The organism is Streptomyces sp. NPDC003077 (assembly GCF_040611095.1).
Classification (GTDB): Bacteria; Actinomycetota; Actinomycetes; order Streptomycetales; family Streptomycetaceae; genus Streptomyces.
This window is the reverse complement of the sequence record NZ_JBEXNM010000059.1, coordinates 43879-56996: the sequence shown is the minus strand read 5'-3', so window position 1 is coordinate 56996 and position 13118 is coordinate 43879. Positions and strand designations below refer to the sequence as shown.

General features: G+C 74.6%; 8 protein-coding genes. 6 read left to right on the top strand and 2 right to left on the bottom strand.

All coding sequences use genetic code 11. The annotated features are described in order from the left end of the window. Nucleotides 1-946: 946 nt before the first annotated feature. Genes ABZX96_RS29600 through ABZX96_RS29585 form a run of 4 tightly spaced genes read left to right on the top strand, consistent with a single transcriptional unit; the run spans nucleotide 947 to nucleotide 7262 of the window. Entirely contained in the window at nucleotides 947-2455 is a 1509-nt protein-coding gene (locus ABZX96_RS29600; RefSeq protein WP_355550294.1) for a hypothetical protein, read from the top strand. Continuing rightward, nucleotides 2452-4158, top strand: a complete 1707-nt coding sequence (locus ABZX96_RS29595; protein ID WP_355550292.1) for a hypothetical protein — start codon at nucleotides 2452-2454, stop codon at nucleotides 4156-4158. The genes ABZX96_RS29600 and ABZX96_RS29595 overlap by 4 nt, the downstream gene beginning before the upstream one ends. A 4-nt stretch (nucleotides 4159-4162) precedes the next feature. Continuing rightward, the gene (locus tag ABZX96_RS29590; protein ID WP_355550290.1) at nucleotides 4163-5824 is read left to right on the top strand and encodes a CHAT domain-containing protein; all 1662 of its coding nucleotides are present in this window, start codon (nucleotides 4163-4165) and stop codon (nucleotides 5822-5824) included. 4 nt (nucleotides 5825-5828) lie between these two features. Further along, entirely contained in the window at nucleotides 5829-7262 is a 1434-nt protein-coding gene (locus ABZX96_RS29585; protein WP_355550288.1) for a hypothetical protein, read from the top strand. A 163-nt stretch (nucleotides 7263-7425) separates the two neighbouring features. On the opposite strand, the gene ABZX96_RS29580 is transcribed toward ABZX96_RS29585, so the two are convergent. Then, nucleotides 7426-8046, bottom strand: a complete 621-nt coding sequence (locus ABZX96_RS29580) for a pyridoxamine 5'-phosphate oxidase family protein (RefSeq protein ID WP_355550286.1) — start codon at nucleotides 8044-8046, stop codon at nucleotides 7426-7428. A 405-nt stretch (nucleotides 8047-8451) separates the two neighbouring features. Continuing rightward, entirely contained in the window at nucleotides 8452-9540 is a 1089-nt protein-coding gene (locus tag ABZX96_RS29575; RefSeq protein ID WP_355550284.1) for a lytic polysaccharide monooxygenase, read from the bottom strand. Between the two features lie 832 nt (nucleotides 9541-10372). Here ABZX96_RS29575 and asnB point away from each other — a divergent pair. Together asnB and ABZX96_RS29565 are read left to right on the top strand one after the other, a co-directional pair. Continuing rightward, entirely contained in the window at nucleotides 10373-12223 is a 1851-nt protein-coding gene (asnB, locus tag ABZX96_RS29570; RefSeq protein WP_355550282.1) for an asparagine synthase (glutamine-hydrolyzing), read from the top strand. A 271-nt stretch (nucleotides 12224-12494) separates the two neighbouring features. Beyond that, nucleotides 12495-12884, top strand: a complete 390-nt coding sequence (locus tag ABZX96_RS29565) for a GntR family transcriptional regulator (RefSeq protein ID WP_355550280.1) — start codon at nucleotides 12495-12497, stop codon at nucleotides 12882-12884. Nucleotides 12885-13118 lie beyond the last annotated feature (234 nt).

The window sequence follows — 13118 nt, the reverse complement described above, 5'->3', positions numbered from 1 at the left end:
GGCGGGGTGGGGCGGGGTTTGGGGGGGGGGGGGGGGGGGGGGGGGGGCCCCGCCCCCCCCCGCGCCACGCTCGACCGGACCGGTCGGGGTGCGCGCCCGGTGGGGCCGGGGTGCGCGCCACCCGGCCCCACCTCCTACGCTCAGCTCTGGTGGGCGTAGATCCAGCGGTAACGGGCGCCACCAGCCGTCGGCCGGTCGGCCCGGAGTGCGGTCTGGGCGTTCATTGTGATCTTGCGCATGGTCGTGTCACCTCCTTTCGCCCCCCGGTGCGCGAGGGCCCTTCCAGCACCGCGCACCCACGGCACTTCGCACAAGTGAATGGGCATCAAACCGCCTTGACGGGCGAAACCGTGGCGATTCCGCGAACTGGCCGGCGGATTCGATGGCGCGAGCGACAGGCGGCCCGATTTCCGGTCCCGGCGTCAGGCCGCCCCAAGATCACTCAAGATCACGCAAGGTGACACAGGAACCGCCACCGGCCTGCCGAAATCCGTTCGTCGTTACGTTCGGTTACGTTTTGTGCATTGACCCCGGACGAGCGGGCGCAGGAAACTTCCGGGGACCCGGCCCGCCGCGTGCGGCCGGCCGGGCGGGCCGAGGGGGGAACATGGCCGATCGAGCACGCCCGTACGGACGCGCCGGAACCGGGGACGAACCGGAGGCGGCGGATATCCGTGACACGGAAGGTGCGGGGGAAGCGCGAACCGAAGCGGACGCACGGGCCCAAACAGACGGACGGGCCCAAACAGGCGCGCGGGCTGAAGCGGATGCGCGGGCCGAAACAGACACACGGGCCGAAGCGGACGCGCGGGCCGAAGCAGACGCACGGATCGAAGCGGACGCGAGAGCGGTGGGTGACGGGCGGACCGCGGGCAACGGGACGGGAGCCGGGAACCCGGCGGCCCTCTCGCCCGGAGGAACGCCCCCGGCCCCACAGGCGCGCGGCGTGGCGGTCGTCCCGTTCGGCAAGGCGGGGGAGTGCCGGGGGCCGCGTACGTACGACGCGGTGATCCGGGGCCTGCGGACGACCGACGCGACGGACGTCCTGATCTTCGCGCACGGGTGGAACAACACCTACGAGAAGGCGATGGGCTGGTACGAGTCCTTCCTGGCGGGCCTGGCGGGCCTGGCGGGCCTGGCGGGCCTGGCGGGCCTGGCGGGCCTGGCGGGCCTGGCGGGGATGGCCGGGATGGCCGGGGCGTCCAGAGGGGCCGGAGGGACCGGAGGGGCCGGAGCGGTCGGCGTGCCCGGTGCACCGGAGTTACGGCCCCACCCGATCGGCGTGGTCTGGCCCAGCACCGCCCTGGTCCTGCCCTCCGAGGAGGGCCCCGCGATGGCCGGTCCGGGCCGACCCGACCCGCTCGGCGCCGTGGTCGCCGAGCGGATCGACCCGCGCGTGCGCCGCCGTTACGCCGAACTGGCGGCGGCGGACCGCCTGGACGAAGGGCAGGCGGTGGAGTTCGCCCGCATGCTCGCGCCCTTGTGGGGCGCGGAGATGTCCACCGAAGACCTGCTGCGCCGGTGGCACCGGGCTCCGGAGGAGACAGGGACGGGGCAGCGCCGGGACCGCGAGCGGGACCGGGCGGGGGACTTCGGATTCGTCGGGGAGTTCGGCGCCTGGTCGAGCGGCGCCGCCGAGCCCGACGCGGCCGGCGTCCCCCGCTGGGCCGACCCCCGGTGGCTCGTCCGCCTCACCACCGTCCTGCTGATGAAGGACCGCGCGGCCCGCGTCGGTGCCCACGGCGTGGGCCGGTTGCTGCGGGACGTCCTGGCGGCCACCGACCTCCCCGTGCGGCTGATCGGCCATTCGTACGGCGCCCGCGTGCTGCTCTCGGCGCTGTGCGGGCCGCCGCTGCCGCGCCCGGTCGCCTCGGTGCTGCTCCTCCAAGGGGCCGTCTCCCGGATGTGCTTCGCGCCCGACGCGGACGGGACGGGCCGACCCGGTGGCTACCGCGCGGCGCTGGACCGGGACCGTACGCACCAGCCGTTGCTGGCCACCTTCAGCGGTGCGGACCGGCCGCTGACCCGCTTCTTCCACTGGGCGGCGCGCCGTGGCGCCGACCTCGGCGAGGCGCGGATCGCCGGCGGCCCGGACGGGCTGCCGCCCGCGCCCAGCCGGTACGCGGCGCTTGGCGGCTACGGGCCGGGCGGTTGCGGCCCCGAGTGCCGCGTCGTGCGCGCCCGCCTCCCGTACGAGCCGTACGACGTGGGCGAGATGGCGGCCGGTCCGGCCCGGCTGCTCGCGCTGGATGCCTCCGACGTGATCACGGGCCACGGCGACATCAGCAACCCCGCGACGTGGTGGATGCTCGGCAACCAGGTCACGGCGGGGACGGGGAGCGCCCCGGACGCGACGGCCGCTCCGTATCCCCCTGCCGCTCCGAGTGCCCCGCCTCCCTCCGCCACCCCGAGTGCCCCGCCTTCCTCCGCCACCCCGGAAGGGCGGCCCCTATGAGTGCATCCTCCAGGGCACGCGGCGCCTCCGGCCACGGGACCGCCCGCACGGGCGCCGCTCCCAAGCCGCTGGGCGGCCCGCTCCCGCTGCGCATCAGGCTGGAGCGGGAACGGGACGCGCAGGGCGTGGCCACCTCCTCCGTCACCTTCGAACTGGCCGCGGATGTCGGCAAACCGGTGCAGGTCGCCGGGTGCGCCTCGCACGTCCTGGGCCTGCCCGAGGACATCGCCGACCTGGAACGGCCGCCCCACCGCTCCCCGCGCTTCTTCCGTGTGCCGCACCGCATCGTCCGGGCGATCCACGAGCAGGCGCGGCGGATCGGGGACGGGCGGTGGGAGGCCCTCTGGCTGGAGTTCCCGCGTCCCTCCGGGTGCCTGAGCATGCTGCCGTGGGAGCGGATGCTGCACTACGGCCCGCGCGGCCTGCCGATCGTCCGGCGGCCGTACTCCCTCGTCCGCCCGTGGACGCCCGAGAACTCCCTGGAAGTGGTGCTGTGCGCGAGCGTGCTGCCGAGGCCCGCCGACTCGACGCATGGCGAGCCGTCGCCCACCGCGCCCGGACCCGCGCCCGGACCGCCCGGACCCGCGCCCGGAACGGCGTCCGAGGAGCCCCCTGGAGCGGCACCCGAGGAGGCGTCCGAAGCAAGGTCAGTAGCAAGGTCCGCAGCAAAGCCCGATGCGATGGCCCATGCGACGTCCCAAGCGATGTCCGAAGCGATGTCCGAAGCCGTCGACACCGTCCTCGACACGTTCGAAACCGTCATCGGCGAAGTGCGACGCCGCGCACGCGTGCACGTCTTCGCCGGTCCCGGCCTGCGGGCCGCGCTGCGTCCGTACGCCGGGCGGCAGCGCGACCTGGAGCTGATCGTGCACGATCCGCCCGCCGCGCACCCGGCCGCGGAGCCCGCCGACCCGGTCCGTGACCCCTGGCTGCGCTGGATCCGCGCCGAGCTGGGCGAACGGGCCGTTGACGTGGTGCACGTCCTCGGGGACGGCGCGCTGCTGGACGGCGAGGGCGCACTGATCCTCCAGGAGCTGACCGACCACGGTGGGGACCCCGTCCGGCCGGGGCCCACCGCGGTCGGGTCGGCGGAGCTGTCCACGTTCCTGATGCAGGTGGGGGCCTGGTCGCTGGTGCTCAGCGGCGCGCCGGGCAACACCTCCGGCTGCGGCCTGCGCGAACTCGCCGACAGTGTGGCCCGGGTGCACCCCGGCTCGGTGCTCGTCCACGACAGCGCGCGTGACCCGGCGCTGTCCGCGCTCAAGGCCGCGTATGTGTTCCTCTACCGCACCGAGGACACCCGGCCGCCGCTCTCCGACGCCCTGAGTACCTGGGCCTACCCCCTCCGGCTCGACTACCACTTCGGCAGCGGCGCCGAGCCGGTCACCCTCAACGCGGCCCGGCTGCTGCTGGACGAGGAGGGGCACACCGCGATCCACGGGGACCGCATCGAGAACGCCATGGCGGCCGAGGACACCCCGATGTGGCTGGCCGCCGGCATCCGCTACCTGGAACGCGTTCAGGCCCAGTGGCTGCCGCCGCCCTCGGGCACCGAGGACAAGTCCCACCTGGCGCGCCGGGTCGACGTCCGGTACGCGCTGGACCAGGCGGTGTTCCTGCTCGACCGCGTGCTGGCGCAGCAGACGGAGGAACCCGGCGTGCGGCCCGGGGGCCGTACCCACCAGGACTCACGGAGGAGGTGAGGCGATGTCGACCGCGAACGGCGACCGCGTCGTCGTCCGGCTGGAGACGGCGCTGCGGAACCGGGAGCCCTGGGGGCTGCTGCTCGCCCTGGACGAGCCGTACCACGCCACCACCTGCCCGCCGCACGTGGTCGCGTACGACCACGCCGACCCGGCCCTGAGCGCGGTGTGCGACGAGCCGCCCTCGCCGGGGGCGATCGGCGCGGCGGGCGACTTCCTGTTCCGGCTGCTGGGACAGAACCAGCACGCCGCGGACGCGCTGGGGCACGCGCTGCGGGCGGACGAGGGGCGGCGGGTGCCGGTCTTCGTGTACGACCGGTCGCACGGCTGGGGCGAGCGGCTCCCCTGGGAGACGCTGCGCACCCCGGAGGGCGTCTTCCTCAGCCTCGCCGCGCAGTGGCCCGTCAACCGGATGGTCGACGCCGCCGTCACGGGCGCCCGTCCGCGCGCGCTGGACTCCGGCGACCCGCTGCGCATCGCGGCGGTGCTGTCCTGCCTGGGCGTCTCCGCGCTCCAGGAATGGAACGCGCTGAAGGAAGCCGTCGGCACCGAGGGCAAGGCCATCGACCTGGACCTCCTCGTCCTGACGGGCGAGCGGGACCTGCGGGACGTCATCCGGGCGGACGGGCCCCCGGGCTCCGGGGTGAAGGTGAGCGTGGGCTCGATTCCGCTCCACCAAGAGGACCTGGTCGGCGTCGTCGAGGAGTTCGAGCCGCACATCCTGCACTTCTTCTGCCACGGCTCGGTGGACCAGGGCCCGCACATCGAACTGGCCACCACCTCCGACTGGGACGGCTGGGGAACGCGGAGCTCGCTGCACCTGGAGGCCGCCAACATCATCGAACTGACCCCGGTGGACGGCCGCCCCTGGCTCACCGTCCTCAACTGCTGCTCCGGCGCCGCCCCCGGCCAGGGCTACGGCCCCCTGGCGCGCAAGCTGGTGACGGACGGCGGGTTCCCCGCCGTCATCGGCCGCCGCGAGCCGATCGCGGTCGAGGAGGCCCAGGAACTGACCCGGTCCCTGTACCGGGAGCTGTTCGTCTCCCTGCGGGAACGGGGGCTGGGCGGCATCAGGCCCGAGGACGTCGACTGGTTCGAGCCGCTGCGCCGCACCCGCCGCCTGCTCCTGCGCCCGCACAGCGTGGCCCGCACCCCGTCGAACGCCGCGGCCACCAGCAAGGAGTGGTCGCGGCCGGTGCTGTACCTGCCGCACGGCACCCTGTACGGCGGCGCGGCGAACGGCCACCCGCGGAGCGACGAGCCCATGGCGGACGACCGGCGCATGGAACTCGACGTGCTGCTGGGCCTCTTGAGAGCGCCGTACCGTCCCCCGGAGCGGTTCCTGCGCGCGGTGGAGGCGCAGGTGGAGGATCTTCTGCCGGGCCGTGTGTCGGACGAGTGGGGTGACGAGCCGGACAAGAGGGGACGGGGCAGGGCGAGCAGTCCGGGGGGTGCGCGAGCCGGTGGGGCGGAAGGCCCGGAGACGGGTGGCTCCGGGCCGGGATCCGAGGACCGGGAACGGAGCCGGGGGACCGGAAGTGGGCGGCCGAGCGGCAGGCAGCGCCCGGAACGCTTGCCTGATGGGGACTGGGCTCCCGGCGAGTCTGTCGTATGGATGCTTCACGGTCCGGAGGAGGAGACGCCCGACGATCCGGGGCAGACGTGACGACGTGACCCAACCGACCGGCCTCCTCGGCGCCTGGGACCCCGGCGAGCCGCCCCCGCGCCTGGCCGTCAACGCGTGGACCGGACGGCCGGGACCGGTCGCCGCGCCGCTCGGTCCCGGCCACCGGGCCTGGGCGCTCGGCCCGGTCGCCGGCGTCAAACGGCTGCTGCGTCCGACCGCCCCCGACCCCGCCGACTACCGGGACGAACGCGTCGGCTGGGGGCTCGTCCTCCCCGACCGTCCCGGCCTGCGGCACCCGGAACGGCCCGAGGAGGCGCCCGAACCGGTCCGGGCCCTGTTCGACGCCCGCCCCGGCGCCCGGCTGCTGCGGCTGACCGGTGACTCGGCCACGACGGCGACGCTGCGCGACCACGCCGCGGGGAAGGACGTCGCCGTCGTCGGCTCCCCGCGCGGCGCGATGCCGGGTGCGCTGCCCTCGTACCTGTTGATCCACGGCGGCCCGAAGGCCGTTCCCTGGCGCGCGCAGTACCTGTTGGGGCGGGTGGCGCACGTCGGGCGGCTGCACCTGGTGGGCGAGGGGCTGGAGCGGTACGTGCACGCGCTGCTGGACGGCTGGTCCGGCTCGGCGGCCCGCTACGGCAGCCCGGTGGTGTGGAGCCCGGACCTGGGCGGCGGTGACATCACCTCCCTCATGCGGGACGCGATCGGCGCCCCGCTCGCCGAACGGCTGCGAGCCGACGGGGAGATGCCGGGCGCCGTCTTCCTCGACGGCCACCGGGGCGGGGCGTCCGTCTCCGACCTGGTCGCCGCGCTCCGAGCCCGGCGGCCCGCGCTGGTGGTCACCACCAGTCACGGTGTGACCGGCCCGCTGCACGACCCGGAGGCGCTGCGCGCCCGCCTCGGCCTGCCGGTGGACGCCGCGGGCGTGCCCGTGGACCCCGCCGCGCTGTCGGCCGACTGGGAGCCGGACGGCGCCGTGTGGTACGCGCACGCCTGCTGCGGGGCCGGCGCGGACCGGACCTCGGCCTTCGACGGCCTGGTCGCCCCCGACGGACCGGTGGGTGAGGTGCTGGCCGGCGTCGCCGCGCTCGGGTCCGTGGTCGCGCCGCTGCCCACCGCCCTGCTCTCCGCCCGCCGCCCGGCCCGCGCCTTCATCGGCCATGTCGAGCCCACCTTCGACTGGACGCTGCGCTCGCCCTGGACCGGGCAGCACCTGACGGACGGGATCACCGCGGCGCTCTACGGGGGCCTGTGCGGCGGCGAACCGGTGGGCCTGGCGATGCACCGGATGGTCCGGGGCATCGCGGCGCTGGCGCTGGCCCACGAGGAGGCGCTGCGCGCCTACAACGCCGGCGAGTGCACCGAACGGGCGGGCCTGCGCGCGGCGCTCTACCACCGCCTGGTGGCGGCCGACCGCACGGCCGTGGTCATCCTCGGCGACCCGACGGCCGCCCTGCCGCTGCCGCCGACGCCCTGACGGCCGTCCGCGTGCGGCTCCTGGTGACCGTCCGCCGACGCACCCTGAGGGCCGTCCGCGTGCGACAACCCCCGACGCCCCCGGCGACGCGCTCTGACGGCCACCTGGCGACGCGTCCTGATGGCCGTCCGTCGACGCGCCCCGACGGCCGTCCGGCGGCGACTCAGCCGTACAGTCCCTGCACGAACTGCGCCCCGTAGTGCTTCTCCAGCGCCTCCAGCTCCACGTCCTTGGCCTCCAGGGCCTTGACCATCCTGGCCCGGCTCGGCAGCGCGTCGGGCCGCCACGACTCGGGTTGCCAGAGCGAGGACCGCAGGAACGCCTTCGAGCAGTGGTAGAACACCTCCTCGATCTCGACCAGCAGCGCCACCTTGGGCCGGTTGCGCTGGACGATCATGTCGTCGAAGAACGGGGCGTCGCGCAGCAGGCGGGCCCGCCCGTTGATGCGCAGCGTGTCGCCGCGGCCGGGCACCAGGTACTCCAGGCCGACGTGCGGGTTGGCAAGGATGTTCAGGAAGCCGTCGACACGTTTGTTGCCGGGGCGGTCCGGTATCGCGATCGTGGTGTCGTTCAGGACGAGGGTGAATCCCGGCGGGTCGCCCTTGGGGGAGACATCGCACCGGCCCTGGGCGTCGGAGGTGGCCACCAGGCAGAACGGAGAGTGCGCCAGCCACTGCCGGTCCAGCTCCTCCAGGGACCGGCGGACCTTGTTCGCCGTGTGGGCGTTCGGCTCGCCGATCAGCTCACGCAGCTCGGCCTCGGACGTGATCTCCGTCGTTCCCACGAGCCCCGTCGTTCCCGCGAGTTCGACTGTTCCCGCCGTCTCCATCCCGGTCTCCCCTCACTCCTCGTCGCACATCAGGTCGATTCGTCACCGACTGTACGCGGTACCACTGACAACCGGCCGCTGTCGGCTGCTTTATACGGACAAGTCGGGGCTACAGGCGGGAGGCGGCGGTGCACAGGACGGGCGACCCGGACCGGACCCCGGGCAGGACGGCGCCCCCGGCGGACCCCGGCTCAGCCGGTCGACCGCACGTCACCGCCCCTCGCAGCGGCAACGCCCGCCTCCGGAGCGGGGAAAGGACCCCGGAGACGGGCGTCGGCCCGGGTGGGGAACGCGCCCGGCGCCCTCCCACCCAGGTCTCATCGCGGCTTTTCGACCCCGACCCCGACCCCGCACTCGACCTCAGCCGCGCCGTGCGGCCTTGCGGCGGGCGGTCGCGAACAGGACACCGGCACCCACCGCCACAACGGCCGCGCCACCGACGGCGATCGGGGCCGAGGAGTCGTCCCCTCCGGTCTCGGCCAGATTCCGGCCGTCGACCGGTGCGGCGCCGCCGCCCTGGGGAGCCGCCGCGTTGACGGCGTGTTCGGCGCCGTGGGTCCCGGAACCACCGCGTGCCGCGGCCCGTGCCTCGTTCGCGGGGGCCGGGCTCGCGTCCGTGCCGTGGCCGAGGTCGCCGTGCCCGTGGTGCTCGACGGTCGACTTGCCGGCCCCGGCGGCGATTTGGGCGTCCGTCGGGGCGGACGCGATCGGCGCCGGAACCGAGGACCCGGCACCCGAGGACGCGCCGCCCGCACCGTGACCGGCCGCCGGGGCGCCGCCCGCCCCCTGGCCGGCCGCCGGGGCGCCGCCACCGGACCCGCCGAACACCACGTCGGAGCAGGTGTAGAACGCCTCGGGGCTGTCCGACCGCTGCCAGACGCTGTAGATCAAGTGCCGTCCGAACCGCGCGGGCACCGTGCCGTCGAAGACGTAGTCACCGTTCACCAACTTCGGGTCGGTGACCCGCGCGAACGGCTTCGCCTCCAGGTCGGACCACTTCAGCGGCTTGGTGGGGTCGTAACCGGCCTTGGTGAGGTACAGCTCGAAGGAACCCCGGTGCGGGGCCGTGGCCTTGTAGCGGAAGGTGTGCTTCCCGGCTTTGAAGGGCGTGGCCGGCCAGTCGGCGCGCGGCAGGTCGAAGCCCCGGTACTTGGCGTTGCCCGCGCTGCACAGCTTCCCGTCGGGGATGATCTGCCGCGACTTGCCCGCGGCGTTGGCGACGTTGACCTCGTTCCAGTCGTAGAGGGGCTGCGGGCCGCCGGCCTGGACGGCCGCCTTGCAGGCCGCCGACCGGGGGCTCTCGGGACCCTCCGCGTAACACGCGAAGACGCGGCTGGCCGGGTCCTTCATGGAACCGTGCGCGACGGCCGGGGACGCGGCGAGCGCGGTGAGCGCGATCGGCGCGACACCGGTGAAGGCGAGCGCGGCGGCCTTGCGACGAGCGGACATCGTGGGGGTTCTCCTTGCTTCCGGTACGGCCGCCTCGTGCCCGTACGGCCCGGTCGCGTGCGCCGGTCGGCGCACGACGGGCCGTCGGTGAGGCGGGGGAGCGGGGCGGGGACGGCCGGACCGCGCGGCGCCCCAGCCGTCCCCCGGCACGCGCCGCGTGGCCGAGGCCCGTGTCCCCGCCCTGCGAGCAGCACGCTAACCACGCCGGACGGCGAAACCGTCCGCCCGAGCCGGAAGATCGAGTTCTTTATGGCGGGCTTAAGGAAGCGCTAAGGCCGCCATCAAGGAAGCACGCGACCGGGTGCGAACGGCCGGGGCGAGAACGGCCGGGTCTGTACCGCTGAGGCGTGAACGGCCGGGTCCGAACGGCCGGGTGCGAACGACGCCCCGGGAGGGACGCCCGACGACGCGGACGAGTGGGAACGGGGGCATGTCGGCAGCCGGGAACGGGCGGCATGTCGGCAGTCGTGGAGGGGGCGCGTCGTCAGCCGGGACGGCGGCGCATCGTCAGCCGGGGCAGGGGCGCGCCGACAGCCGAGGACGGCGGCACGCGGACGACCGGAAGCAGGCCCCCACGGCGGCACGTCAGCCCTCCGCTGCCGACCCGAGTTGTTCGTACGGCAGGAGCCCGCGACGGCCCCCCGGCCGGACGCGCCCCTTCCCCGCCGCGCGGAAGACCACACCAACCGCGGCCCTCCCTATCGGCTTTGGCCTGAACCGAACGGTTGCCCCAAGCATCGATGGTGTCTGCAACTACATCGGCGTACCGTGATCGACGGTGGCTTTCCGCGAGGGCGCGGCGGGCCGCAGTCGACCAAGGAGGGCCCGCTTCATGTGCGGAATCACCGGATGGATCTCCTACGACAACGACCTCACCACCGAACGCGCGACGCTCGACGCGATGACCGGCACCATGGCCTGCCGGGGCCCGGACGCCTCGGGCGTCTGGCTCGGCACGCACGCCGCGTTCGGACACCGACGGCTCGCCGTCATCGACATCGAGGGCGGCAAACAGCCCATGTCCGTCGAACACGACGGACGCACCCTGCTCGTCACCACCTACAGCGGCGAGGTCTACAACTACCGCGAACTGCGCGCCGAGCTGGAATCCCTGGGGCACACCTTCCGCACCCGCAGCGACACCGAAGTGGTGCTGCACGCCTACCTCCAGTGGGGACGCGATTTCGCCCACCGGCTCAACGGCATGTACGCCTTCGCCCTCTGGGACCCGCGTACGGAGGAACTGCTCCTGGTACGCGACCGGATGGGCATCAAACCCCTCTACTACCAGCCCACCCGCGACGGCGTCCTCTTCGGCTCCGAGCCCAAGGCGATCCACGCCCACCCCCAGGTGCGGCCCGTCGTGGACGCCGAGGGCCTGGCCGAGGTGATCAGCTTCACCAAGACCCCCGGTCACGCCGTCTACAAGGGCATGTACGAGGTCCGCCCCGGCCACCTCGTCCGCGTCGGCCGGGGCGGGGTGACCGTCGAGCGCTACTGGGCGCTGGAGGCCCGCGAGCACACCGACGACCGGGACGCGACCGTCGCGCACGTCCGGGACCTGCTCGACGACATCGTCGCCCGTCAGCTCATCGCCGACGTCCCCCTGTGCACCCTGCTCTCCGGCGGCCTGGACTCCTCCACCATCACCGCGCTCGCCGCCCGCGCCCTGGCCGCCCAAGGCAGCGGACCGGTGCGCTCCTTCGCCGTCGACTTCACGGGCTACACCGAGAACTTCACCGCCGACGACCTGCGCGGCACCCCCGACGGCCCCTACGCCCACGCGCTCGCCGAGCACGTCCGCGCCGACCACCACGACATCGTGCTGGACACCGCCGACCTCATGGACCCCGGCCACCGCGCCGCCGTCCTGGCCGCGCGCGACCTGCCCAGCGGCTTCGGCGACGGCGACACCTCGCTCTACCTGCTGTTCAAGGCGATCCGGGAGCACTCCACCGTCGCCCTGTCCGGGGAGTCGGCGGACGAGGTGTTCGGCGGCTACCGCTGGTTCCACGACCCGGCGGCGGTGCACGCCGACACCTTCCCGTGGATAGCGGCGGGGCTCGCCGGGCGGTTCGCCGGCGGGTCGAGCACCCGCGAGGCGCTGCTCGACCCGGGGCTGCTGAGCAAACTCGACCTGCCCGGTTACGAGGACCGCCGGTACCGGGAGGCGCTGGAGGAAGTCCCGTACCTCGACAGCGACACCGGCCTCCAGCGCCGGATGCGGGAGATCAGCTACTTGCACCTCACCCGCTTCGTCCAGATCCTCCTGGACCGCAAGGACCGCGCCAGTATGGCCGTCGGCCTGGAGGTGCGGGTGCCCTTCTGCGACCACCGGCTGGTGGAGTACGTCTTCAACACCCCCTGGGCGCTGAAGACCTTCGACGGCCGCGAGAAGTCGCTGCTGCGCGCCGCCGCCCGGGACGTCCTGCCGGACCTGGTCGCCGACCGGGTGAAGAGCCCGTACCCCAGCACCCAGGACCCCCGCTACGGCGAGGCCCTGCGCACCGAACTGAAGGAAGTACTGGCCGACCGCGAGTCCCCGGTCCTCCCCCTGCTGAACGGGGAACTGGCCGCCCGCGCCACCGCCGACGGCGCCACGGACGACATCCGGGCGGGCGCCGAACTGGCCCTGGGGATGGACGCGTGGCTGCGCGAGAAGGGGGTGTCGCTGGAGCTGTAGGGGACGGTGAAGCGGCGGCGGACCGGCTCGCCCTTGGGTCGCGGACCGGTTCGGCCCGCTTTTGGGTCGCGGACCGGCTCGCTCGCCGCCGTCGGCGCGGGCCCCGCCGTCCCGCCCGCGGGCGCCGCCGGTGCCGCTGACGCACAATGGGTGCGACAAAGTCCGGCACCGGGTCGCGCCGGCCCGCTCGACGCCGATCGGGTACCGGACCCGTACGGGTCCGTACCGGTGCGCCCCGGAGCACCGCACTCCGAGCGCCAGGAGCCACACTGTGACCGCGCCGACCCCGCAGATCACCATCGACCCGCACGCGGCCGAGGCGCCGTTCGAGCAGGTACGCCTCCAGATCGCCGCCCAGGCCCGGGACGGCGGCCTGCCCGTCGGCTGCAAGCTGCCGACCGTCCGCGGCCTGGCCGAGCACCTCGGGCTGGCCGCCAACACCGTCGCCAAGGCCTACCGCGCCCTGGAGGCGGACGGCGTGATCGAGACCCGGGGCCGGCACGGCACCTTCGTCGCGGCGGCCGGGGAGGCCGCGGACCGGGAGATCGCCACGGCGGCCCAGGAGTACGCCCGGCGCGCCCACCGCCTCGGCCTGGACCGCGCGGCGGCGCTGTCCGCCGTGGAGGCCGCGCTGCGGGCGACGTACGGGGACGTGGGCTGACGGGGCGTGGCCTGACGGGGGCGTGGGCTGACGGGGCGTGGCCTGACGGGGGCGTGGGCTGACCCGACGTGACCTGACGGGCGCGTGGGCTGACGGGCATGTGGTCTGGTCGGGCACGAGGTCCGGACGGGCGTGGGCATCCGGGGCGCCGGGTCCGGGCGATGTCCGGCGAACCCGAACTGACGGCCGGGCGCCGGGTCCGGGCGGTCCCGGCGAACCCAAACTGACGGACCG

What these genes read in the sequence shown, in the direction of transcription:
- ABZX96_RS29595 (WP_355550292.1), top strand. Translation starts at nt 2,452, where the DNA reads ATGAGTGCATCCTCCAGGGCACGCGGCGCCTCCGGCCACGGGACCGCC.
- ABZX96_RS29575 (WP_355550284.1), bottom strand. Translation starts at nt 9,540, where the DNA reads ATGTCCGCTCGTCGCAAGGCCGCCGCGCTCGCCTTCACCGGTGTCGCG.
- ABZX96_RS29590 (WP_355550290.1), top strand. Translation starts at nt 4,163, where the DNA reads ATGTCGACCGCGAACGGCGACCGCGTCGTCGTCCGGCTGGAGACGGCG.
- asnB (WP_355550282.1), top strand. Translation starts at nt 10,373, where the DNA reads ATGTGCGGAATCACCGGATGGATCTCCTACGACAACGACCTCACCACC.